We start from the raw sequence: 22,656 nt of genomic DNA on the forward strand, positions 1-22,656 counted from the left end.
TTCAGGGCACGATGACGGGTGCTCGGTGCCGTGCGCGCGCCCCGGCCGACGCGGCCGGCCGGGCCGACCGGGTCACGGTGAGCCGGATCACCAGGCCCGTACGCCGGGGGCGCGGCCGGACGGGCGCTACGCTTCGTGGGCAAGTCATTGATGCAGGTCACGCCGGTGCGGAGGCGCGCCGGCCGACGGAGGTGGAATCGGATGGCCCAGCAGGTCAAGGCAGTCATCGCGCGCGCCAAGGGCGCGCCCGTGGAGGTCACGACGATCGTCGTGCCCGACCCGGGACCGGGCGAGGCGGTGGTGCGGATTCAGGCCTGCGGTGTCTGCCACACCGACCTGCACTACCGCGAGGGCGGTATCAACGACGAGTTCCCGTTCCTGCTGGGCCACGAGGCGGCGGGCATCGTCGAGTCGGTCGGCGCGGGCGTGACCGAGGTCGAGCCGGGTGACTTCGTCGTCCTCAACTGGCGCGCGGTCTGCGGTCAGTGCCGGGCCTGCAAGCGCGGCCGGGCGCAGTACTGCTTCAACACCCACAACGCCAAGCAGAAGATGACCCTGCTGGACGGCACCGAGCTCTCCCCGGCCCTGGGGATCGGTGCCTTCGCCGAGAAGACCCTGGTCGCGGCCGGGCAGTGTACCAAGGTCGACCCGGCCGCCGACCCGGCCGTCGCCGGGCTGCTGGGCTGCGGTGTGATGGCGGGCATCGGCGCCGCGATCAACACCGGCAACGTCGGCCGCGGCGACACGGTCGCGGTGATCGGCTGCGGCGGGGTCGGCGGCGCCGCCGTGCTCGGCTCGCGCCTGGCCGGCGCGTCGAAGATCATCGCGGTGGACATCGACGACCGCAAGCTGGCCACCGCGCAGCGGCTCGGTGCCACCCACACCGTCAACTCCCGTACCAGTGACCCGGTCGAGGCGATCCGCGAGCTGACCGGCGGCCACGGCGCGGACGTGGTGGTCGAGGCGGTCGGCCGTCCGGAGACGTACAAGCAGGCGTTCTACGCCCGCGACCTGGCCGGTACGGTCGTCCTGGTCGGCGTGCCGACGCCGGAGATGGCGCTGGAGCTGCCGCTGCTGGACGTGTTCGGCCGGGGCGGCGCGCTGAAGTCCTCCTGGTACGGCGACTGCCTGCCCTCGCGGGACTTCCCGATGCTGATCGACCTCTACCTCCAGGGCCGTCTGGACCTCGGCGCGTTCGTCACCGAGACCATCGACCTCGACCAGGTGGAGCAGGCGTTCGAGCGCATGCACCAGGGCGACGTGCTCCGTTCGGTGGTGGTCCTGTGACCACCGCGCGCATCGACCGGCTGGTCACCGCGGGCACCTTCGAACTCGACGGCGGCAGCTGGGAGGTGGAGAACAACGTCTGGATCGTCGGTGACGACGCCGAGGCCGTGGTGATCGACGCGGCCCATGACGCCGACGCGATCGAGGCGGCCCTGGGCGGGCGCCGGCTGCTGGCCATCGTCTCCACCCACGCGCACAACGACCACATCGACGCGGCCCCCGCGCTCGCCGCCCGGACCGGCGCGCCGATCCTGCTGCACCCCGACGACCTTCCGCTCTGGAAGCTCACCCACCCCGAGCGGCTGCCGGACGCCGAACTCGCCGACGGCGGGCGGATCGAGGTGGCCGGCACCGTGCTGACCGTGCTGCACACGCCCGGGCACGCGCCGGGCGCGGTCTGCCTGTACGCGCCGGACCTCGGGACGGTCTTCACCGGCGACACCCTCTTCCAGGGCGGCCCGGGCGCCACCGGCCGGTCGTTCTCGCACTTCCCGACCATCATCGACTCGATCCGCGACCGCCTGCTCTCCCTCCCCCCGGAGACGGTGGTCCGCACCGGGCACGGTGACCCGACCACCATCGGTGCCGAGGCCCCGGCCCTCGCCGACTGGATCGCCCGCGGTCACTGAGCCGTGCTCGCCGCCGAGGCGGTGCGGCGTCGCCAGGACCTGCGCCGAGGCGGTGCGTCGCCGTCCGGCCCGGTGCCCGCGCACCGGGCCGGACGTCGTACGATCGCGGGCATGGCCCATGATCCGCGCGAGCTCGACGACGCCTTTCTCTCGTTCTGGCGGGAGCGGCACATCTCCACGCTGACCACCCGGCGGCCGGACGGTTCGCCGCATGTGGTGCCGGTGGGGGTGACGTACCAGCCGGAGACGGCGGTCGCGCGGGTGATCAGCAGCCGGACCAGCCGCAAGGTGCGCAACGTGCTGGCGGCCGGCCCTGCGGGGATGCGGGTGGCGGTCTGCCAGGTGGACCGGGCGCGCTGGTCGACGCTGGAGGGCGTGGCCGTCGTCCGGGACGAACCGGGGGAGGTGGCCGAGGCCGTGCGCCGTTACACGGAGCGGTACCGGGAGCCGCGGGTGAACCCGGACCGGGTGGTCATCGAGATAGCGGTCGACCGGGTGCTCGGCCGGGCGTGATCCGGCCGCCCGACGGCGGGGGTGTTTATCGGCTGTTGATCGCCGGGGCATAACGTCGGGGGCATGAACGAGAGAACGGCCGAGGTGCCGGGTGCGCGGGTGCGGCCCGACGGGCGGATGACAGAGCAGGACACCGAGCGGTTCCGGGCGCTGCTGGCGCGGTTGGAGCACTCGCTGGCGGCGGACCGGCGGACGGGGCCGGCGGCGGTCGCGAGCCGGGATGTGTGAGCGCGGGCGGTCGGCGGCCGGTGGTCCGGTGGCGGTGGTGCCGCTCTGGCAGCGCGGGCCGGGACCAGGCGGGGGCGCACACCGGCCCGAGACGCGGGGGCGCCCCGGGCCGGTGGCGGGTGGTGGCGGCGAGGGTCAGCCGACCGCGACGGCCGACCAGGCGGCGGCGACCGCGGCGTACTCGGCGCTGCCCGCGCCGTAGAGGTCGGTGGCCGCCTTGAGGGTGGCCGTCCGGGCGCCGGCGTACGTGGTGCCGGACGTCATGTAGACGGTGAGTGCCCGGTACCAGACCGCGCCGAGCTTGTCCCGGCCGATGCCGGTCACGGTCGAACCGTCGCAGGTGGGGCTGGAGTAGGTGACGCCGCCCACCACCTTGGTGCCGCTGCCCTCGGCGAGCAGGTAGGCGAAGTGGTTGGCGACGCCCGAGGAGTAGTGCACGTCGAGGTTGCCGACGCCGGAGCTCCAGCAGTCCGCCGACTTGGTGTCCTTGGACGGCTGGTCCATGAACCGCAGCGCGGCCTTGCCGAAGCCGGGCTGCACGATCTGCTCACCGATCAGGTAGTCACCCGGGTCGGCGGGGTTGGCGGCGTAGAACTCGACCAGGGTGCCGAGGATGTCGGAGGTCGCCTCGTTGAGCCCGCCGGACTCGCCGGAGTAGGTGAGCTTGGCGGTCCGCGAGGTGACGCCGTGCGACATCTCGTGCCCGGCGACGTCCAGCGAGACCAGCGGCCCGAAGGTCGTCCCGTCGCCGTCGCCGTACGTCATGCAGAAGCAGCTGTCCTGCCAGAAGGCGTTGTTGTAGCCGCTGCCGTAGTGGACGCGGTTGTACGCGCCCTTGCCGTCGCCGGCGATGCCGTTGCGGCCGTGCACGTTCTTGTAGTAGTCCCAGGTGACGTCGGTGCCGTACTGGGCGTCGACGGCGGCGGTGGCCCGGTCGGCGGTGGTGCCGGTGCCCCAGTGGTTGTCGGCGTCGGTGAAGAGCACGGCGGGCGCCCGGCTGATGCAGATGCTGCCGATGCAGAGGTCGGTCTTGTTCTGCGCGTCGCCGGTGTAGGTGCCGCCCCGGGTCGGGTCCTTGAGCTGGTAGGAGCCGCCGGCGGCGGTGGCCTCCAGCGGGACGGTGCCGCTGTAGAGCGAGGCGCCGTCGCCGGTGACGGTCTCGATCGCGTCCCAGGTGGCGATGGTGCCGCCGGTGGCCGCGTCCGACAGCACCGTGCGGGCGACCGGGTTGCCGAGGTAGTCCTGGCCGGCGGCGGTGGTCTGCCAGGCGAGCCGGGGCGTGCCGTGCAGGGCGTCGACCACCAGCTCGGCCGTGGCGTCGGCGTTTCGGGTGGCGGGGCCGAGGGCCCGGACGGCCTGGGCCCGCGCGGTGGCGGCCGGGACGGCGGGCGTGGTGGTGGGCACCGCGAGATCGCCGGCGGCCCGGTCGGCTCCCGTGAAGGCGCCGCCCGGGGCGAGGTGGACGACCAGGTCGCCGCCGAGCACCGGCAGTCCGGCGAAGGTGCGGTCGTAGCGGACGTGCCGGCCGCCGTCGGCGTCGGCGACGACGTCCCGGACGGTGCGGCTCTGCGCCGGGGTGATGCCGAGCCGGGCGGCGTTGGCGGCGAGTGCCGCGTCGGCGGCCGAGACGGCGGCCGAGGAGGGGGCGGCGGAGGCGGCCGGGCCCGGTTCGGGGGCGGCGAAGGCGGTGCCGGGCAGGGCGGTGGCGGTGAAGGTGACCGCCGCGACGGCAACGGCTATGGCACCGGCGGTCGTTCGGATGCTGAACGGCATCGTGCTCCTCGGGTTCTCGGCGAAGGCCGCGGCGGCGGCGCACGGCAAGGTGCGCCGCCGAGCGGGCGCGGCGGCTGGACGCGGTGAACTCCGGCAGCGGTGGGGCGTGCTGAGGCGTGGTGGCGCGTTGCGAGGGGGCTGCGCGCCGCGCGCGGCAGGACGTGCCGAGGGGTGCGCGCGGCGCGCGGGGGCGGGGGCGCTGTGCGGAGAGCTGCCGGGAGAGCTGTTTTACATGCTCAGGTCACGGCGCGTCCAGAGGTTCGGCCCGAACTCGTCGAGGACGCGGCCTACTTGGCGAACAGGACCTCCGGATACGCCGCCGAGGGCGCGTCCAGCAGCCGGGCCGGACGGTTGAGCAGATGCCGGTCGAAGAACGCGCCGAGGTACGCCCGGGTGGCGGCGAGCGCACGGTCGCCCTTGATGGTGCCGTACTGCCCCTGTGCGGTCTCGGGCGGTACCTGGTCGCGGACGCCGAGGGAGTCCACCAGCCAGTGCACGTCGCAGAACGACAGGTGGCCGCCCTCCGGCAGGTCCAGCCAGCGCTTCCAGCCGGTCAGGTGCTGCCAGGTCTCGTCCCAGTTCGCCGTCGGGGACGCGCCGGCGTGCCGCTGGGCGCCGAGCAGCAGCACCGGGCGGGAGAGGCCGTCGGCCGGGAGCGGGACGAAGACGTCGCCGTCCAGGTTGGCGGCGGCGCGGATCCGCCCGTCCTCGCGCATCGCCTCGATCGCGCTCGCGCCACCGATGGAGTGACCGGCCGCGCCGATCCGGGAGCGGTCGATCTGCAGCCCGCGGACGAGCCCGGGCCCGGGCGCGGTCAGCCGGTCGATCAGGAAGCCGATGTCCTTCGCCCGGCTGAGGGTGACCTCGGCCGCCCGCTGCTCGTCCACCCGGTCGCAGATCAGGCAGGACTCCACCCGTCCGTCGGGGAACTGCACGACGGTCTCGTAGGTGTGGTCCAGCGCGGCCACCGCGTAGCCCCGGGCCGCGAGGTCCTCGGCGAGGGCGGTGAGGGAGGTCCGGCTGTAGCCGTAGCCGGGGGAGAGCACGACCAGCGGGTGCCGTCCGGGCGCCGGCACCGTACGGGCCTTCACCCCCGTGCCCACGGTGCTGAGGTCCGGGGTGCCGTACAGGGCCGTGGACACCTCGGGGGAGATGTAGGGGAGTTGCTCGCCGCGCGCGGACTGTGCCGGGTACCAGAGGGTGGCCATCAGTTCGCGGGTGGCCGCGTCCGGCCGCCAGGGGTCGTGCCGGCCGGTGTCCACCAGGTGGACCGAGGTGGCGCCGACCGGCCGGCGGGTGGTGGGCGCGGGCACCTGCGGTGCGCCGGCCGTCGCGTCGGCGGGTGAGCCGAACGAGGATGCGGTGGACGGCGGTTCGGCGGCCGGGGAGGCGGTCGGGGAGGCGGCCGGCGCGGCCTGCGGGCCGGCCAGCGAGAGCAGGACGGCGATGGGCACGGCGAGCAGCGCGGCCGTCCGCCACCGGGGGGTTGTCGACATGACGCCACGTTAGGTCCGCGACCGCCGTCGGCGCGTCCTGCGGGCGGCGTAACCCGCTCGGCCGCAGGTCGGAGCCGCCACGCCGGGCGGGCCCGCCGCCCGGATGAGCCCGCCTCCACCCAGGGGGCCATTGCCGGGCGTCCGGGCCCGGCCTGCGCCGGTTCAGCAGCTGCCGCAGTCGCAACCGCCGTCGCAGCCGCACCCGTCACAGCAGCCGCCGTCCCCGCAGCACCCGTCGCAGCAGTCGCACCCGTTGCCGCAGCAGTCGCAGCCGTCGCCGCAGTCGTGCCGGGAGCACCAGCCCTCCCTGCGCTCGCGCGAGAACGGGTCGTCGTGGTCGCAGCACATCAGCCGGCAGGTGCAGGCCATCAGCGCCCAGACCGCGCAGCCGGCCAGCAGGTTGCGCGGGTGCGGGGGCGGGGCGCCCGGCGGGCTGAAGCCCGGTCCCTGCGGCACCCACGGGGGGACCGGTGCGCCCGGCTCGCCGGGCGGTGCCTGGTCCGGGTCCTGCCGGGGCGGCGCCTGGTACGGGTTGCCGGCGGTGCCGGTGTCGGTGGTGCCGTCGGTGGCGGCGGCCGTCCGGGTGCGGCAGGAGACGGCGTGCGCGGCCGGGCCGAAGACCCGCTCGACCGCGCGCTCGGTCTCGTGCGCGAGCAGGACGTGCACCAGCGCCCGGTCGGTCAGCTCCACCTCGCGCAGGGCGAGCCGGATGCCGTGGACGGCGTCGCGGCAGAGGCGTTCGGCCTCGGCGCGGTCGGTGCCGGTGGCGGTGAGCGGGTTCCAGGCGCCGCTCGCGGCGTCGGCGGCCTGGTCCTCGGCGGCGTCCAGCAGATGGGCGAGCCGGCCGAACAGCCGGCCGGCCTCGGCCAGCGGGGCGGCGTTGCCGGGCCGGCCGGCCAGTACGGCGGTGTGCGCGAACGCCGCCGAGGTGGCGCTCTCGGTGGGCTCGGTGACCAGCAGGACGGAGCCGCCCGGTGCCAGCTCCCGCTCCAGCCCGCCCTGGCGGGAGGCGGCGTCGAGCAGCACGGCGGTGTCGAAGCCGACCGCCGAGGCACTGCCCGCGCTCTTGCGGTCCCAGCGCCTGGTCACCGCCCGGGCCCCGGCGGCGACCGGACGGCGGGCGAACACGCCGTCCCGGTCCTCGACGTGGTCGCGGATCTTCACCGAGGCGAGCGCCAGCGAGACGGCGGCGGCCAGCCGGGCGCCCTCGCCCCTGGCGACCGACGCGGTCCGCATCCCGCGCAGCGGGCAGGGCCCCGCGGTGCGGCGCCAGGAGGCGTCGTCCTTCGCGCTCTGCGCCTCGACCAGCACCGAGATGATCAGGCCGTCGTAGTTGGTGGCGGTCCGGGCCAACTGGCCGTGGTCGTCGCGCAGCGCGAGGCAGAGCCCGCACAGATGCGCCATCCAGGACGTCTGCAGCCGCTCCGAAAGCCGGTGTCTGCACGGTCTGATGATGCCGAACATGATCCCCCTCGCCGGGCCGGGCCGAACCGGCCTCTGGCTGCGGACATCATATGATCAGCGGCTGGTAGCTCTGATGGGCCGTACCCGCCCGCGAACCGCCCCCGGCCTCCCGCTCTCCCGACTACGCGCCGTGGTCGGCCTCCTTGGCCGCCCGCTCCACGCGGTTCCGGTGGTCCTCCCACCACACGGCGTCCCCGGGTGCCATGTTGCCGCTGTCGCTCCGCTGCCCCACGGCCCCGTCGACGAGTTCCCGCACGATGTCGGCGTGCCCGGCGTGCCGGTCGGTCTCGGCGATCAGGTGGACCAGCGCGCGGTGGAGCGTCACCTCACTCCGCCGCCCCCAGGGCACCCGGCCGACCGCGTCCAGGGGCAGCGACTCGATCGTCGCGTCCGCGTGGGCCCATACCCGGCGGTACAGTCCGACGATCTGCTCACGGGTCTCGTCGGGCCTCGCCCACAGGTCCGAGTTCGGCTCGGCGTCACCGGTGATCCAGAGCGGCGGCCCGTCGAACGGCCGCCCGAAGCCCTCGCCGAGGTACATCGCCTCCGCGCCGGTCATGTGCTTGACCAGCCCCAGCAGATTGGTGCCGGTCGGTGTCATGGGGCGGCGAACGTCGTACTCGGACAGACCGTCAAGCTTCCACAGCAGGACGTCGCGGGCGTCCTGAAGATAGACGCGCAGGTCTTCCTTGGGATCCGATGCAGCCATGGGGGCCAGTCTGCCGTCCACGCGGTCTTTGTTCACCCTCTTTGTCCACCCCCCTCCGCCCGTGGCCACGCGCAGCCGCTGCCGCCCCTGCCGCGGCCAGGGCAAATGCCGTGGACCGCCCCGTGGGCGGTGCGACAGACTCGCCCGCATGCTGACTCTGCGCGTTCTCACGACAGACGACTGGCCGTTGTGGCGGGAGGTCCGCCTCGCCGCGCTCGCCGAGGCGCCGCACGCGTTCAAGTCCCGGCTCGCGGACTGGCAGGACGGCGGCGAAGAGCGCTGGCGGTCCGGCTTCCGGGCGCCCGGCGCCCACCACGTCGTCGCCCTGCTGGACGGCCGGGCCGTCGGAATGGCCCGCGGCGTCCCCGGGGACGGCACCGGGAAGGAGCTGAGGTCGGTCTGGGTCGCTCCCGGGGCGCGCGGCCGCGGCGTCGGAGACCGGCTGCTCACGGCGATCGAGGCCTGGGCCCTGCGGTCGGGCGGCACGGTGCTGAGGCTCGCCGTGATCCCGGGCAACGACCCCGCCCTCGCCCTCTACCTGCGCCACGGGTTCGCCGTCACGGAAGAGCCCGGCGACCTGCTGCCCGACGGCGCGACCAGGGAGTGCGTGATGGCCAAGCCGCTGCACTGACCGCGAGTCACCGCGCCGACCGGACGGCGCGCGGCCCGGACGGACCACCTGACAGGAAGCGCTACGGCGCCTCAAGGCCGTCGAAGGCCACGGCCAGATGGCGGGGACCGCGCAGGACCGGGCTGGGCCGGTACGGCGGCGGGTCGGCCACCAGCCGGGGATCGCGCAGCCGCCGGGCGAGTTCGGTCAGGGCGATGTGCGCCTCCAGGCGGGCGAGCGGCGCTCCGAAGCAGTGGTGGATCCCGTACCCGAAGCCGAGGTGCTGGGTGTCCTCGCGGGTCGGGTCGAAGCGGTCGGGGTCGGGGAAGCGCTTGGGGTCCCGGTTGCCCGAGGCGAGCAGCAGCCAGACCGGCTCGCCCTTGGGGAGGACGGTGCCGGCGATCTCGATGTCCTCCAGGGGACTGCGCTGGGGCAGGATGTGCACGGGCGGTTCGTAGCGCAGCAGTTCCTCCACGAGGGCGGGCGCCGTCTCGGGGGCGTCCCGCAGCCGCCGCAGCTCCTCGGGGTGGCGCAGCAGGGTGAGCATGCCGTTGGTGACCAGGTTGACGGTGGTCTCGTGGCCGGCGATCAGCAACAGGACGGCGGTGCTGACCAGTTCGATCGGCGAGAGGCTGCCGTGCGGTCCGGAGTCGGTGGCCCAGGCGGAGAGCATGTCGTCGCCGGGGTGGTGGCGGTGCTCCTCGGTCAGCCCCCAGAGGTACTGGCCGAGTTCGTGGCGGCCCCGTTGGGCCGTGCGGAGCTGCTCGGCCGGGTCCTCGGTCGGTCTGAGGCCGGCGAGTGCCGCGTCGACCAGGACGCGGAAGTGCGGTTCGTCCGCCTTGGGCACGCCCAGCAGCCGGCAGATCACCGTGACGGGGAAGGGGTAGGCGAAGTCGTCGACCACGTCGAACTCCTGCCGGCCGTCCAGGGCGTCGATGAGGCCGGAGACGGTCCGGGTCAGCTCGCCGCGCATGTCGTGGATGCGGCGGGGGCTGTGCGGGGGGCCGAAGGGCCGCATGGCCAGCCGGCGCAGCCGGTCGTGCTCGGGAGGGTCGAGCCCGATGAAGGCCGGCGGAAGGGTCTCGTCCTCGGCCGCGCCGCGCAGGGGGCTGGACGTTCCGGGGGCGCGGCTGCGCACGTCGGAGCTGATGCGCGGATCCTCGAGCAGCCCGCGGATCTCCCAGTAGGTGGTCACCAGGTGGACGCCGCTCTCGTCGCGCAGCACCGGGGTGCGGCGGAGCTCGGCGTAGAGGGGGTAGGGGTCGGCGCGGTTGCTCTGGTCGAGGATCTGCCGGACCGGGCTGATGGAGGGCATGGGCGGGTTCCTTGGGGCTCGGCCCGCCGGTCAGGCCGGGGCGGGTGTGAAGACGACCCGCCGCTCGCTGGGCGAGTGACCGGTGAGGGTGACGGTGGGGCCGTGGCTGGGCAGTGCCGGGTCGGGGAACCGGGCCGGTACCGGCTGCTGTCCCCCGCCCGGTCGGTCGACGGCGTGGAAGGAGGGCGGGAAGGGGGCCGCGTGCTCGATCAGCCGCTGGTAGAAACCCATCCATTTCGCCTGGTCGAAGCCGACGGCGGCGATGATGCGGCCCTGGTGGCCGTAGGCGGCCACGAAGCGGCGCTCGGCGAGCGAGCCCTGGGTGACGACCAGTTCGTCGGCCATCGAGGGCACTCCGACCGACTTGACGGTGACGCCGAACTGCGAGGACCAGAACGCGGGCGTCCACAGGTGCGGGCGGCGCTCCGTCCCGGGGCTGATCATGTTGTGCGCCGCGATCTCGGCCTGTGCCACGGCGTTGCCCCAGTGCTCCAGTGACAGGAACTGGTAGCCGAACAGCGGGTGGGGGGTGCGGGCCACGTCGCCCGCGGCGAAGATGTCGTCGGTGACGATGCCGTGGATGTCGAAGGCCCGGCAGCCGGCGTCGCAGGCGATCCCGCGTGGGCCCGCCGCCAGCCCGGTCCCCTCCAGCCACCCGGTGTTGCGGACCGCGCCGAGCGCCACCACCGCCACGTCCGCGTCCAGCTGGCTGCCGTCGGACAGGTGGGCGCGGCGCAGCCGTCCGGCCGGGTCGCCCTCCAGGGCGGTCACCGTGATCCCGCAGCGCAGGTCGACACCGTGGTCGCGCTGGAGGTCCGCCGCCGCGGTGCCGACGACCCCGCCGAGCGCCCCGACCAGCGGGGCAGGACCGCGCTCGGCGACGGTGACCTCCAGGCCCCGCTCCCGGCAGGCGGAGGCGATCTCCGAACCGGTGAAGCCGGCACCGATGACCAGGATCCTGCGGGGCCGCCCGGCGAGCCGTCTGGTCAGCCGGGTGGTGTCGTCCCTGGTGCGCAGGACGCAGACGCCGTCCAGCGACGCCTCGCTCTCCTGCGGCCAGGGCCGCGACCGCACGCCGGTGGTGATGAGCAGGCGGTCGTACTCCACCGCGTCGCCGTCCGCCAGCAGGACGCGTCTGTTCTCGCGGTCGAGTCCGGTGGCGGCGGTGCCGAGTCTCCACCGCGCGTCCACGGCCCGCCGCCGGGGCAGGTCGGTGTCCTGCGGCAGCACCTGGCCCAGGAGGACCTGCTTGGACAGCGGTGGCCGGTCGTAGGGTTCGTACGGCTCGTCCCCGACCAGGGTGAGCGATCCGCCGAACCCCTCCTCGCGCAGGTGCTCGGCGGCGCGCAGCCCGGCGAGCGAGGCGCCGACGATGACGATGCGGCCGTCTCTGCGGAACGCCCGCACGGCGCTGTCAGCAGCCATCGCCGTGCCTCGTCCGGGTATCCCGGGAATCGTCCAGGCGGTCGACGAGAATGGCCTGGACCGGGCAGGCGGCGGCCGCGCGCAGCACGTCGTCGCGGTGCGCCTCGTCGAAGCGGGGCCGGTACATCAGGGACTCCTCGCCGTGCAGTTCGAAAACCTCGGGTGCCAGGAAGACGCACTGGGCGAACGCCTGGCAGCGGTTGAGATCGACGACGACTCTCATGCCGACCCTGCCCCTCTTCCGTTCTTCCGTTTCGGCTCTTCCGTCCCGACGGCCGCGTGGGCGGGTTGCCCGCACGGCCGGATGACGGCGGCTCCCTCTTCCAGCATGACCGGACCCGCCCGCGGCGGCACGCGCGGGAGTTCCGGCGGTCCGGTGACCTGGCTGCCCGGCCGCCCGGGGTGACCTGGCTGCCCGGCCGCCCGGCCTGGTGCGGGCCGCGGGGCCACCGGGCGGGCCCGCGGCGGACGGGCCGGTCGCCGCGCCCCTGGTGATCCCGGATTCGGGATAACATCGCGAATATGGGAATCGACACCGCCGCCGATGAACGGCTGGCCGCCCGTCTCGCCGAGCTTCGGGTCCAACGTGGCTGGACCCTGGAGGAGTTGGCCCGGCGGGCGGATGTCAGCCGGTCCACGCTCTCCCGGGTCGAGCGGGCCGAGGTGAGCCCGACGGCCGCTCTGCTGGGGCGGCTCTGCGCCGTCTACGGGCGCACCATGTCCCGGCTGCTGGCCGAGGTCGAGTCGGCCCCGGCCCGGCTGGTCCGGGCCGGGGACCAGCGGATCTGGCGGGACGAGGAGACCGGCTTCGTCCGCCGCTCGGTCTCCCCGCCGCACGGCTCGCTGCGCGCCGAGATGATCGAGGGCAGGCTGCCCGCGGGCGCCGACCTCGGCTACGACCGGCCGTCCGTCCCCGGGCTGGAGCACCATCTCTGGGTGCTGGAGGGCCGGTTGGAGCTCACGGTGGACGGCGAGCCGCAGCTGCTCGCGGCCGGGGACTGCCTGCGCTTCGTCGGTGGCGCCACCCGCTTCCACAACCCCGGGCCCGAGGGCGTCCGGTACGCGCTGGTGGTGGTCGAACCGTGAGCCCCGCCGGGCCGGCCGCCACCGGACCGATATCCGCCGAGCGCTTCGACGCCGCCGGCCGCCGCGTCCTGCTGGTCTGCGTCGCGGGCGGCTTCACCACCCTGCTCGACCAGTCCGTCCTCAACACCTCGATTCCCGCCCTGCGCGAGAGCCTGCACGCCCAGCCCGCCCACCTGCAGTGGATCGTCGCCGGGTACTCCCTGGCCTTCGGCCTCGCCCTGGTGCCCGGCGGCCGGCTCGGCGACGTCAAGGGCCGCAAGTGGTTCTTCGTCGCCGGCCTCGCCCTGTTCAGCGCCGTCAGCCTGCTCTCCGCGACCGCCACCGACCCCACGGTCCTGGTGGCCGCCCGGCTGCTCCAGGGCGCCGGGGCCGGGCTGGTCAACTCCCAGATGATCGGCACCCTCCAGGACGTGTTCAGCGGCCAGTTGCGGGCCCGCGCGCTCGGCATGTACGCCGTCACCGGCGGCCTGGCCTTCGCGCTCGGCCCGCCCATCGGCGGCGCGGTGCTGGCGGCGGTCGGCCCCGGGTTCGGCTGGCGGCTGACCTTCCTGCTCAACGTACCGTTCGGGCTGGCCACCGTCGCCCTGGCGGCCCGCTACCTGCCCCGCCCGCGCCCCAGCAGCCGGAACGCCGACCTCGACCTGGTCGGCCTGCTGCTGGTCGCCGCGCTGACCCTGACGCTGATGCTGCCCTTCGTCCAGCCGCCCGGCTGGGCCGGCTGGCTCGCCTTCGCCGCCGGCGCCTGCCTGCTGCTCGGCGCGCTGGCCCGGTGGCAGCGCCGCTACGCCCGGGCCGGCGGCCACCCGCTGATCCACCCGGCGCTGCTCCGCTCGGCGCCGTACGCGCTCGGCACGGCGGTGGCGATGGCCCAGTTCGGCTCCTCCATCGCCGCCGGGCTGGTGCTGACCATGTTCCTGCAGGACGGCCTCGGCCTCTCGCCGATGGGCGCGGCCCTGGTCTCGCTGCCCTCGGCGGTGGCGATGGGCTTCGCCTCCGCGCTCGCCTGGCGGGTCGTCCGGCGCTTCGGCCGACGGACCGTCACCGTGGGGATGACCGGCTCCGCCCTGGTGATGCTCGGGAGCGGGCTGGTCGCGCACTGGGCGCCCGCCGCGCTGCTGCCCTGGCTGCTCGCGGTGCTGCAACTGTTCGGCGGCACGGCCGTCGGCCTGATGGGCGCGACCAACCAGGCGTATGTGCTGCGCCACGCGCCCGCCGAGGCGGCCGGGGTGAGCGGGGCGATCCTGCAGATGACGCAGCGGATCGCGGCGGCGGTCTGCGTCTCCGCGCTCTCCGGGGTCTATCTGCGCGCCACCGCGGGCGGGGGCGGCCACCGGTCGGCCTATCTGTACGCGAGCGCGGTCTGCGCGGCCGTGGCGGGGCTGGCCGTGCTGGCCTCGGTGTGCGCGAGCCGCGCGGGGCGCACGGGCGAGGCCGCGGCGCCGGCGGCCGCGCCCGGCCCCTCGCCGGTCCGGGCGGAGCGCTGACACGGGGGTTCGCGCGGCCGGCGAACAGCCGGCCGCGCCGCCACCGGCGGATTCCGGTCACCGTCGAGGCCGGGCACCTGGTGCACCGCACCCGGCCGGCGGAGTTCGTCGCGGCGGTCGCGCCGTTCCTCGACCCCGCCGGCCGGGCCCGCGGTGAACGGATGTGACGGATCGTCAGACGCCGTGCTCGGCCGGGAGGCGGCCGGCCCGGATCGCCGCCACCAGGTCGGCGTGGTCCGCCTCCGTGCGGTCCGCGTAGGCCACCGCGAACGTGGCCACCGCGTTGTCCAGCGTCTCGTTCTTGCCGCAGTAGCCGCCGATCAGGCCGGGGTTCGCGGTGTGCGCGTGGGCCCGGGCCAGCAGCGCACCGGTGATCCGGGCGTAGTCGTCCAGCTGGTCGGGCAGCAGCGCCGCCGGGTCCACGCTGCCCTTGCGGTTGCGGAACTGCCGTACCTGGTAGGGCAGTCCGTCGGCGGTGGTCCAGCCGAGCAGGGTGTCACTGACCACCTGCATGCGCTTCTGGCCGAGCACCACCCGCCGGCCCTCGTGGCTGTCCGGCGCCGTCACCGGGTAGCCCGCGCGGGCCAGGTGCGGCAGCAGCGCCGACGGGCGGGCCTCCTTCACCTGGAGCACCAGCGGCTGATCGCGGTGGTCGGTCAGCAGCACGACGTACGAGCGGGTGCCGACGCTGCCGGTGCCCACCACCCGGAACGCCACGTCCTGCACGCGGTAGCGGGAGAGCAGCGGGTGCAGTTCGGCGGGCACCGTCCGCACGTACGGGCCGAGGGCGACGGCCACCGCGGCGGCCGTCGCGTCGGTGACCTCGCTGAGCACCGGGGGAGCGGCGGTGAAACGCCGGCCACCCTCCGTGTCGCGGACGGTGGACTTGGCGGCGAACCTCGCGCTGGTGTTGCCGAGCGCCTTCGCGCCGACCCTCTGCAGCACCTCGGCCAGGCCGTGCGCCTGGGCGAAGGAGACCAGCTCGTCGTCGGCGACGGCGTTCCAGGCGTCCAGGGCGGGCAGCTTGGCGAGCGCGCGCATGGTGCGCCGGTACGAGCCGGCCGTGTCGAACGCGGCCTGGCGCGCGGTCGCCGCATCGGCGCCGATCTCCCGGCCGGCCAGCACCAGGCTGGCGGCGAGCCGCTTGAGGTCCCACTCCCAGGGGCCGGGCGCGGTCTCGTCGAAGTCGTTGATGTCCATGACCAGTTGGCCGCGGGCATCGCCGTAGAGGCCGAAGTTGGCGGCGTGCGCGTCACCGCAGAGCTGGGCGGCCGTCCCGGTGGTCGGCGTGCCGACCAGGTCGGCGGCCATCAGGCCGGCCGCGCCGCGCAGGAACGCGAACGGCGTGGCCGCCATCCGGCCGAGCCGGATCGGCACCAGGTCGTCGAGCCGGCCGGCGTTGGACGCCTCGATCGCCTCGACCGCGGTCGGGCGGTCGGGGGAGGGCGTGAACCCGGCGTGCCACTCGCGCGGGGTGCGCTTGCGCAGGGCCTTGCCGCGCTCACGCGCCAGACCGTCCTGCTGCGGCGCGAACCCGTCCACGGTGAACCGCCGCCCCGCCGCCCGCCCCGTCCCCACCACGTCGGCCCGTGTTCCGGACCCGTTCACCACTTCGGTCAGCTGCGTCACTGCGCCCCGCCCCGCCTTTCCGTTCTCCCGCCCGCGACCTGCACGGACCCGGCCCCTCGCGGGCCGCGCAGCAGGCTACCGGGCCATCTTGAACGGCCCGCGCGGAGAGGGACGTCCGGGTGCCCGGTGACGGTTCCGGCCCGACGGGCGGTACGGGACTCGGCGCTACGGGCCCTGCCGGTCCGGGTTCCGCCGGTTCGGGGAGGGGCGGGCCGCTGCCCCCGCGGTGGTGTCCGCGCGGGGGCGGCGTCCGTCGGGTCAGCCGATTCTGGCGCCGTACACGTGGTCGACCGGGATGGTGATCAGCACCCGGCGGTCGGACACCATCACCGACCGGTACTCGTCCCAGTCGGGGTGCTCCCCGGCGGCGGCCCGGTAGTAGTCCACCAGCGCCTCGACCTCCGGTCCGTCGGGCTCGGTCCCCGGCCCGGTGAGCCTCGCGACGCCCTCGGCGGTGGCCCAGGACCTGCCGTCGGGGCTGGTCACCTCCAGCGCGGCCCGTGGGTCCCGGCGCAGGTTGGCCGTCTTGGCCCTCCCCTCGGTCGTGGAGACGTGGATGACGTTCGCCGCCCGGTCGTAGAAGGGCAGGACGGGGGAGAGCTGCGGCCGTCCGTCCGCCCTGATCGTGGCCAGGACGCCGAGCCGGCTCTCTTCGAGCAGCGTGTGCGGGTTGAACGGTGTGGCGGTCATGGCAGCATCATCGGGGCTCACACCGGTGTGAAGGTCAAGGGGAAGCCGGTGTGTCGGCCCAGGGCCCGTCGGACGACCGCACGCCGCCGGCTCGCCCCGGGCCAGCCCGTGATGAGCACGGGTCTGCGGCCGAACCGGTCGGCCCAGGCGCCGGCCGTCAGGTTGGTGACGGCCTTCGTCGCGCCGAACGCGGCGATGCAGGTGAGGGCCGCGGTGCAGGCGGACAGGTGGAAGACGTCCCTCGCGAGCAGCGGCAGGACGGTGCGCTCCTGGCCGGGCATGCCGCCGACGAGTGCGTTGACCGCGACGAGCAGGGTGAACTGCGGGAGGTTGGCGCGGAGCCCGAGCCGGACGGTGCCGGTGTGGGGGGCGGGGGCCGCGGTGGCGGTCATGGCTCTCCTGCGGGAGGTTTCGGGGGGCGACAGTGGTGCGCCGCGGGTACGGCCGGCGTCAGCGCCACAGGGCGTCGGCGACCATCAGGGCGGCGACGGCCAGAAGCGCGACGGCGAACGCCTTCTGGAGGGTGCGGCCGCTGAGACGGTCGGCCAGCCGCTTGCCGTCCCAGGCGCCGAGCACGGCGGTGGCGGTGAACGGCCCGATGACCGCCCAGTCGACGCTGCCGGCCGAGCCGAGCCGGGGCAGCAGTGCCGCGGTGGCGTTGGCACTGATCACCAGCAGGCTGGTGCCGATGGCCTCCGCCATGGTGAACGCCAGCGCGGAGACCAGGGCGGGTACGGCGAGGAAGCCTCCGCCGACGCCCAGCAGCCCGGTGACCGCGCCCAGGCCCGCGCCGGTCGCGGCGGGACGTACGGCGCCGGTGGGACGCGCGGCGCCGACGGTCGGTGTCGGCCCGGCGTCGGCCGGTTCCGGTTCGGCGGGCTTGCGGGCGTCCGCGAGCATGCGCCAGGCCGCGAGCGCGGCCAGGGCGGCGAAGGCGGCGGTGAGCAGGGCGGCGGGCAGGTTCGCGGAGAGCGCGCCACCCGCCGCAGCGGCGGGAAGCCCGGCGGCGGCGAACAGGGCGCCGGTGCGCCAGCGCACCCGGCCGGCGCGGGCGTGGGCGAGCAGGCCGGTCAGCGAGGTGACCGCGACGATCACCAGGCTGGCGGTGGTGGCGTGGGCGGGGGTGAAGCCGAGCAGGTAGATCAGCGCGGGGACGGCGAGCATGCTGCCGCCGCCGCCCAGTCCGCCGAGGGCCAGGCCGACGACGGCGCCGGCGACGAGGGCGAGCACGAGCGTGGTCATATGACCGGCCCCCTTGAGACGGTCCTGCCGTGGGTGTCCGCGGTGGCTGCCGACGGGAGGGAGGGGAGTACGGGGGAACGCGGCATGGGTGTCCTCCGGATCGTGTGATGGGGGGGTGGATGCCGTGAGCGGCATCTCGGCGTTGATACCGGCGGGGGTATTCGCTCTTCACAGGGTATACCCCCACCCGTATGATCCTCCCCGGCCTCCGCTCCGGGCCCGTCCGCAGTCCCGGCCGCATCCGCGCAGGGCCTCGGATATGCCCTAGGGGGTATTTGACGAGCGGGTGGCCGCTGCCTTACGTTCGAGGGGAAGATACCTGCTGGGGTATTCGGAGGTGCGACATGGCCCGTGAACCAGGCCTGGAGGCCTTCGCCGCGGCGCGGCCCGGCGGCGGATTCGCCGCCGGCCCCCGTCCGCGCCGCACCTGACCCGACGCCGCACCCGGCCCGGCGCACTCCGCCCGGGCCCGCGCCCGTCGGCCCGTCCGCCGGCCACGACCGACCGTCCACATATCCGACCGGGTATGAAGCCCTTGTTCTGGAGGTTCCCGTGTTCTTCGCCCAGTACTACCTCGACTGCCTCTCCCAGGCGTCCTACCTGATCGCCGACGAGTCCACCGGCAAGGCCGTCGTCGTCGACCCGCGCCGCGACGTCTCGGAGTACGTCGCCGACGCCGAGGCGCACGGCTTCACCATCGAGGCGGTCGTCAACACCCACTTCCACGCGGACTTCCTGGCCGGCCACCTGGAGCTGGCCGCCCGCACCGGTGCCTGGATCGGCTACGGGCGGCGGGCCGAGACCGAGTACCCGATCCGCAGGCTCGCCGACGGCGAGCGGATCAGCCTGGGCGAGGTGACGCTGGAGGTCATGGAGACCCCGGGCCACACCCCCGAGTCGATCAGCATCCTGGTCCGCGAGCACGCCGGCGACGAGATCCCCTACGGCGTGCTCACCGGTGACGCCCTGTTCATCGGCGACGTCGGCCGCCCCGACCTGCTCGCCTCCGTGGGCGTGACCGCCGAGGAGCTCGGCCGGATGCTGTACGACAGTGTCCAGCGCAAGCTCATGGCGCTGCCGGACGAGGTGCGGGTCTTCCCCGCGCACGGCGCCGGCTCGTCCTGCGGCAAGAACCTCTCCACCGAGCGCCAGTCCAGCATCGGCGCCCAGCGCGCCACCAACTACGCCTGCGCGCCGATGGGCGAGGACGAGTTCGTCGCCATCGTCACCGCCGGCCAGTCCGCCGCGCCGGGCTACTTCGGCTACGACGCCGCCCTCAACCGCCAGGACCACCCGCTGTTCGACCCGTCGGCGGCCGTCCGGCCGCTGCCCGTCGAGGAGTTCCTCGCCCTGCGCGAGGACGGCGCCGTCGTCGTCGACGCCCGCGACCCGCAGGAGTTCGGCGCCGGCCACCTGCGCGAGGCGATCAACGTCCCCGCCGACGGGCGCTTCGCCGAGCAGGCCGGCGCCGTCCTGTCGCCCGAGGACCGGATCGTGGTCGTCGCGCCGCAGGACCGCGAGGCGGAGGTCGTCACCCGTCTCGCCCGGATCGGCTTCGACCGGGTCGCCGGCTACCTGCGCGACCCCGAGACCGCCCTGGCCGCCCTGGCCGACGACGTCGCCCCGGCCGGCCGCCTGACCGCCGACCAGTTGCGCACCGCGCTCGCCAGTGAGCGGCCCCCGGTCGTCCTGGACGTGCGCACCTGCGGCGAGCGCGCGGCCGGCTTCATCGACGGCTCCCTGCACATCGCGCTCAACGAGCTGCCCGCCCGCCTGGACGAGCTCCCCACCGACCGCCCGCTGGTCCTGCACTGCGCGGGCGGGCACCGCTCCTCCATCGCCGCCAGCCTGCTGCGCCACCACGGCTTCACCGACGTCTCCGACATCCTGGGCGGCTACGGCGCCTGGGAGGTGCTGACCGCCCCGGCGGTGGCCTGACCGCGACCCGGCATCCCAGGCCCGCATCCCCCCGGCCCGCATCCGACGCGGCCGGACCGACACCCCAGCCCGACACCACGGAGGACCTCTCCCATGACCACCACCACCCGCACCCCCGCCGCACTCACCGCGGCCGCACTGCGCGAACTCACCAAGGACGGCGGCGGCCCACGGCTGCTGGACGTCCGCACCCCCGGCGAGTTCCGCACCGTCCACATCCCCGGCGCCTGCAACGTCCCCCTCGACACGCTGCGCGAGCACCGCGCCGAACTCCTGCACCACCTCGACGAGGACGTCGTCCTGATCTGCCGCTCGGGCGCCCGCGCCACGCAGGCCGGGCAGGCCCTCGCCGAAGCCGGCCTCGCGAACCTGCGCGTGCTCGACGGCGGAATGACCGCCTGGGAGGCGACCGGCGGCCCGGTCAACCGCGGCCCGGCCCGCTGGGAACTGGAGCGCCAGGTCCGGCTCGTCGCCGGAACCATCGTCGCGGCCTCCGGCCTGGTGGGTCTGGCGGTGCCCGGCCTGCACCTGGTCGGTACCGCCGTCGGCGCGGGCCTGGTCTTCGCCGCGCTCACCAACAGCTGCGCCATGGGCACGATGCTCTCCAGGCTCCCGTACAACCGCGGGCCGCGGGTGGACGCCCGTACCGTCATCGCCGGTCTGCGCGAGCGCCCGTGACCTTGTGTCACCACCGGCAGCGCCCTGTTCGGCCGCTGCCGGTGGTGGCGTCCCCCGCCCCCGGGGTGTACAGCGCCGAGGAGCCCCCTGCCCGCTGTTCCCGCGGCCGGCGCAGTGCCCCGAGCGGGACAGGGCCGCGCTGTAAGGTGGGCCGGATGGACGGTCTTCGGGGGAGCCGGGGCGTGCGGGCGGCCGCCGGCGCGGCCGCGGTGCTGACGGTGGCGGCCGGGCTCGGGGTGCGGGCGGTGGCGGGCGGCGAGGTCGCCAAGTACGCCGGGGACGCGCTGTACACGGTGCTGGTGTACGCCCTGGTGGTGCTCGCCGCGCCGCGGCTGCGGCCGGTGCGCGCGGGCGCGTGGGCGGCCGGTCTGAGCTGGGCGGTCGAGTTCTTCCAACTCACCGGTGTGCCGGACGATCTGGGCCACCGCAGTGCGCTCGCCCGGCTGGTGCTCGGCTCCACGTTCAACCCGCCGGACCTGGCCTGGTACCTGGTCGGCGCCGTGCTCGCCGGCGCGGCGCACACCGGCCTCGGCGCGGTGCGCGCGCCGTCGGCGAACCGCCGGCCGGCGCGAACGCGCTGAAGCCCGCGCACACCGGCCTGCCACTCGACCCCCTCGACCCGCCCGGCCGGTCGCCCGCGTGGGCGGCCGCTCATCCGTCCCCCGGCGGCACCTTCCGCACCAGGGTGTCCGCCGGGGCGAGCGGGCGGCCGTCGGCGGCGTGCACCGCGAGCGGGCCCAGCGGGCGGTCGTCCCGGCGGTCGAGGAGTTCGGAGTGGGGCTCGTCGGGGTCGAAGAAGTGGCGCTCGCCCCACTGCCGGAGGGCGACGACGACGGGGAAGAGGTCCTCGCCCTTGGGGGTGAGGACGTACTCGCGGTAGGCGCTGCCGTCGGAGGCGGGGACGACGGCGAGCACACCGCCGTCGACCAGGGCCCGCAGCCGGGCGCTGAGGATGTTCTTGGCCACGCCGAGGCTGCGCTGGAACTCGCCGAACCGCCGGCTGCCGTCGAAGGCGTCGCGCACGATCAGCAGGGACCACCAGTCGCCGATCGCGTCGACCGAGCGGGCGACCGGGCACGAACTGTCGTCGAAGCGGGTCCGTTTCACCATGGCTGCCTCCCGGCGCTCGCCCTTCCTGGTTGCAACATGCTACCGCAGCGGGCTACCGTGCGGCCATGAAGGTAGCAACTTGCAACCAGAGTCCGCCGCGGGCGCTGCCCCGGCACCTCACCCTGCTGTTCGCCCTCGCCTGCGGGGTCGCGGTGGCCAACGTGTACTTCGCCCAGCCCCTGCTGGTCGCCATCGCCGACGAACTCGCCATCGGCCGGGCCGCGGTGGGCGCCGTGGTGACCCTGACCCAGGTCGGCTACGGCCTGGGCCTGATCCTGCTGGTACCGCTCGGCGACCTGCTGGAACGCCGCCGCCTGGTCACCGCGCAGGCCGTGCTGCTGGCGCTCGCGCTGACCGTGGTGGCCACGGCCGGCAGCGCGCCCGTCCTGCTGGCCGGCCTCGCGGGCGTCGGGCTGCTCGCGGTGCTGACGCAGTCCCTGGTGGCGTTCGCCTCGGTGCTCGCCCCGGACGGCGAACGCGGGCGGGTGGTGGGCCTGGTGACCAGCGGTGTGGTCGTCGGCATCCTGCTGGCCCGGACGGTCGCCGGTCTGCTGGCCGGCCTCGCGGGGTGGCGGTCGGTGTACGCGTTCTCGGCCGTGCTCTCGCTGCTCGTCGCCGGGGCGCTGCGCCGTGCCCTGCCGCGCACCCTCCCGCGGCCGGACGCGGCCGGTTACCGGCCGGCGCTCCGCGCGCTCGTCCGGCTGCCGCTGCGCGAACCCGTCTTCCGGCGGCGGGGGTTGATCACCATGCTGGTGTTCGCGTCCTTCAGCACGCTGTGGAGCTGCGTCGCGCTGCCGCTGAGCGAGGAGCCGCTGTCGATGTCGCCCGCCGCGATCGGCGCGTTCGGCCTGGTCGGCGCGGCGGGCGCGCTGGCCGCGGCCCCGGCCGGACGGCTGTACGACCGGGGGCGCGGCCAGTGGACGGTCGGTCTCGGTCTCGGCCTGCTGGCGCTCTCCTGGCTGCCGCTGGCGCTCACCCGGCAGTCGCTCTGGGCGCTGGCGCTCGGCGCGATCCTGCTGGACCTCGCGGTGCAGGCCGTCCACGTCACCAACCAGACCATGGTGCTCGCCCTGGACCCGGCCGCCGGAGGCCGGCTGATCGGCGGCTACATGGTGTTCTACTCGGTCGGCAGCGCGGTCGGTGCCATCGCCTCCACGGCGGTGTACGCGGCGGCCGGCTGGCCGGGTGTCTGCCTGCTCGGCGCGGCGTTCAGCCTGCTCGCGCTCGCCGCCTGGTCCTGGACGCTGCGGCCCCGTGCCCGATCTGCCGATTCGAGCGGAGGGGCCGCCGCGCCGGGGTGCTGAAGGGCGCCCGAACGGGCGGCCGGCCGGGTGCCGCAAGGGTGGTCCG

23 protein-coding genes are annotated in these 22,656 nt (G+C 75.1%); 11 read left to right on the forward strand and 12 right to left on the reverse strand.

All coding sequences use genetic code 11. The annotated features are described in order from the left end of the window. Positions 1-201: 201 nt before the first annotated feature. From ACIP82_RS07030 to ACIP82_RS07045, 4 genes are all read left to right on the forward strand, one after another. Positions 202-1,287, forward strand: a complete 1,086-nt coding sequence (locus ACIP82_RS07030) for an S-(hydroxymethyl)mycothiol dehydrogenase (protein ID WP_363606214.1) — start codon at positions 202-204, stop codon at positions 1,285-1,287. Beyond that, the gene (locus ACIP82_RS07035) at positions 1,284-1,916 is read left to right on the forward strand and encodes an MBL fold metallo-hydrolase (RefSeq protein WP_400651695.1); all 633 of its coding nucleotides are present in this window, start codon (positions 1,284-1,286) and stop codon (positions 1,914-1,916) included. The genes ACIP82_RS07030 and ACIP82_RS07035 overlap by 4 nt, the downstream gene beginning before the upstream one ends. A gap of 111 nt (positions 1,917-2,027) precedes the next feature. Further along, positions 2,028-2,429, forward strand: a complete 402-nt coding sequence (locus ACIP82_RS07040; RefSeq protein ID WP_363606210.1) for a TIGR03618 family F420-dependent PPOX class oxidoreductase — start codon at positions 2,028-2,030, stop codon at positions 2,427-2,429. Positions 2,430-2,492: 63 nt separating this feature from the next. Beyond that, positions 2,493-2,657 carry a hypothetical protein gene (locus ACIP82_RS07045; RefSeq protein ID WP_363606208.1) on the forward strand — a complete coding sequence of 55 codons (165 nt, stop codon included), beginning with the start codon at positions 2,493-2,495 and terminating at the stop codon, positions 2,655-2,657. A 135-nt stretch (positions 2,658-2,792) separates the two neighbouring features. On the opposite strand, the gene ACIP82_RS07050 is transcribed toward ACIP82_RS07045, so the two are convergent. The 4 genes from ACIP82_RS07050 to ACIP82_RS07065 all read right to left on the reverse strand — a co-directional run bounded on the left by ACIP82_RS07050 (position 2,793) and on the right by ACIP82_RS07065 (position 8,099). Continuing rightward, a complete protein-coding gene (locus ACIP82_RS07050; RefSeq protein ID WP_400651699.1) occupies positions 2,793-4,430 on the reverse strand; it encodes a M4 family metallopeptidase in 1,638 nt (545 codons plus the stop codon). A 287-nt stretch (positions 4,431-4,717) separates the two neighbouring features. Beyond that, a complete protein-coding gene (locus tag ACIP82_RS07055) occupies positions 4,718-5,926 on the reverse strand; it encodes an alpha/beta hydrolase family protein (RefSeq protein WP_400651702.1) in 1,209 nt (402 codons plus the stop codon). Between the two features lie 162 nt (positions 5,927-6,088). After that, entirely contained in the window at positions 6,089-7,390 is a 1,302-nt protein-coding gene (locus ACIP82_RS07060) for a DUF5685 family protein (RefSeq protein WP_400651705.1), read from the reverse strand. A gap of 121 nt (positions 7,391-7,511) precedes the next feature. After that, positions 7,512-8,099, reverse strand: coding sequence for a DinB family protein (locus ACIP82_RS07065; RefSeq protein ID WP_363606202.1), 588 nt, complete (start codon positions 8,097-8,099; stop codon positions 7,512-7,514). Between the two features lie 148 nt (positions 8,100-8,247). Between ACIP82_RS07065 and ACIP82_RS07070 the strand changes: the two genes are divergently transcribed. Continuing rightward, entirely contained in the window at positions 8,248-8,730 is a 483-nt protein-coding gene (locus ACIP82_RS07070; RefSeq protein WP_363606201.1) for a GNAT family N-acetyltransferase, read from the forward strand. Positions 8,731-8,791: 61 nt separating this feature from the next. On the opposite strand, the gene ACIP82_RS07075 is transcribed toward ACIP82_RS07070, so the two are convergent. From ACIP82_RS07075 to ACIP82_RS07085, 3 genes are read right to left on the reverse strand one after another with little or no spacing between them, the layout of a single operon-like run. Next, the gene (locus tag ACIP82_RS07075; protein WP_400651709.1) at positions 8,792-10,024 is read right to left on the reverse strand and encodes a cytochrome P450; all 1,233 of its coding nucleotides are present in this window, start codon (positions 10,022-10,024) and stop codon (positions 8,792-8,794) included. A gap of 30 nt (positions 10,025-10,054) precedes the next feature. Continuing rightward, on the reverse strand, positions 10,055-11,449 hold the full coding sequence (locus tag ACIP82_RS07080) for an NAD(P)/FAD-dependent oxidoreductase (protein WP_400651711.1): 1,395 nt from the start codon (positions 11,447-11,449) through the stop codon (positions 10,055-10,057). Then, complete coding sequence (locus tag ACIP82_RS07085) at positions 11,439-11,672, reverse strand: ferredoxin (RefSeq protein WP_363606198.1); 234 nt, start codon at positions 11,670-11,672, stop codon at positions 11,439-11,441. Before ACIP82_RS07085 ends, ACIP82_RS07080 begins: the two co-directional genes overlap by 11 nt. A 299-nt stretch (positions 11,673-11,971) precedes the next feature. Here ACIP82_RS07085 and ACIP82_RS07090 point away from each other — a divergent pair, with 299 nt between their 5' ends. Both ACIP82_RS07090 and ACIP82_RS07095 read left to right on the forward strand, forming a co-directional pair. After that, positions 11,972-12,535 carry a helix-turn-helix domain-containing protein gene (locus ACIP82_RS07090; protein ID WP_400651714.1) on the forward strand — a complete coding sequence of 188 codons (564 nt, stop codon included), beginning with the start codon at positions 11,972-11,974 and terminating at the stop codon, positions 12,533-12,535. Further along, complete coding sequence (locus ACIP82_RS07095; RefSeq protein WP_400651716.1) at positions 12,532-14,019, forward strand: MFS transporter; 1,488 nt, start codon at positions 12,532-12,534, stop codon at positions 14,017-14,019. The genes ACIP82_RS07090 and ACIP82_RS07095 overlap by 4 nt, the downstream gene beginning before the upstream one ends. Positions 14,020-14,193: 174 nt before the next feature. Here ACIP82_RS07095 and ACIP82_RS07100 read toward each other — a convergent pair whose 3' ends face one another. The 4 genes from ACIP82_RS07100 to ACIP82_RS07115 all read right to left on the reverse strand — a co-directional run bounded on the left by ACIP82_RS07100 (position 14,194) and on the right by ACIP82_RS07115 (position 17,580). After that, positions 14,194-15,639 carry a DUF2252 domain-containing protein gene (locus ACIP82_RS07100; protein ID WP_400651868.1) on the reverse strand — a complete coding sequence of 482 codons (1,446 nt, stop codon included), beginning with the start codon at positions 15,637-15,639 and terminating at the stop codon, positions 14,194-14,196. Positions 15,640-15,906: 267 nt separating this feature from the next. Continuing rightward, positions 15,907-16,338, reverse strand: coding sequence for a PPOX class F420-dependent oxidoreductase (locus ACIP82_RS07105; RefSeq protein WP_363606192.1), 432 nt, complete (start codon positions 16,336-16,338; stop codon positions 15,907-15,909). A gap of 17 nt (positions 16,339-16,355) precedes the next feature. Next, positions 16,356-16,730 carry a hypothetical protein gene (locus tag ACIP82_RS07110; RefSeq protein WP_400651718.1) on the reverse strand — a complete coding sequence of 125 codons (375 nt, stop codon included), beginning with the start codon at positions 16,728-16,730 and terminating at the stop codon, positions 16,356-16,358. Positions 16,731-16,788: 58 nt separating this feature from the next. Beyond that, positions 16,789-17,580: a sulfite exporter TauE/SafE family protein gene (locus ACIP82_RS07115; RefSeq protein WP_363606189.1), complete on the reverse strand. Its 792-nt coding sequence runs from the start codon at positions 17,578-17,580 to the stop codon at positions 16,789-16,791. 552 nt (positions 17,581-18,132) lie between these two features. Here ACIP82_RS07115 and ACIP82_RS07120 point away from each other — a divergent pair. The 3 genes from ACIP82_RS07120 to ACIP82_RS07130 all read left to right on the forward strand — a co-directional run bounded on the left by ACIP82_RS07120 (position 18,133) and on the right by ACIP82_RS07130 (position 20,777). Next, positions 18,133-19,518 (forward strand): rhodanese-like domain-containing protein, encoded by a 1,386-nt coding sequence (locus tag ACIP82_RS07120; RefSeq protein ID WP_400651722.1) that lies wholly within the window; start codon positions 18,133-18,135, stop codon positions 19,516-19,518. 93 nt (positions 19,519-19,611) lie between these two features. Further along, entirely contained in the window at positions 19,612-20,196 is a 585-nt protein-coding gene (locus tag ACIP82_RS07125; protein ID WP_400651725.1) for a rhodanese-like domain-containing protein, read from the forward strand. Positions 20,197-20,351: 155 nt separating this feature from the next. After that, positions 20,352-20,777 (forward strand): DUF2809 domain-containing protein, encoded by a 426-nt coding sequence (locus ACIP82_RS07130; protein WP_363606185.1) that lies wholly within the window; start codon positions 20,352-20,354, stop codon positions 20,775-20,777. Between the two features lie 70 nt (positions 20,778-20,847). Here ACIP82_RS07130 and ACIP82_RS07135 read toward each other — a convergent pair whose 3' ends face one another. After that, positions 20,848-21,306 (reverse strand): helix-turn-helix domain-containing protein, encoded by a 459-nt coding sequence (locus tag ACIP82_RS07135; RefSeq protein WP_363606183.1) that lies wholly within the window; start codon positions 21,304-21,306, stop codon positions 20,848-20,850. A gap of 65 nt (positions 21,307-21,371) precedes the next feature. On the opposite strand from ACIP82_RS07135, the gene ACIP82_RS07140 reads away from it, so the two are divergent. Next, positions 21,372-22,610, forward strand: coding sequence for an MFS transporter (locus tag ACIP82_RS07140; RefSeq protein ID WP_400651729.1), 1,239 nt, complete (start codon positions 21,372-21,374; stop codon positions 22,608-22,610). Positions 22,611-22,656: the final 46 nt, after the last annotated feature.

This window comes from Kitasatospora sp. NPDC088548 (assembly GCF_044753005.1).
Classification (GTDB): domain Bacteria; phylum Actinomycetota; class Actinomycetes; order Streptomycetales; family Streptomycetaceae; genus Kitasatospora.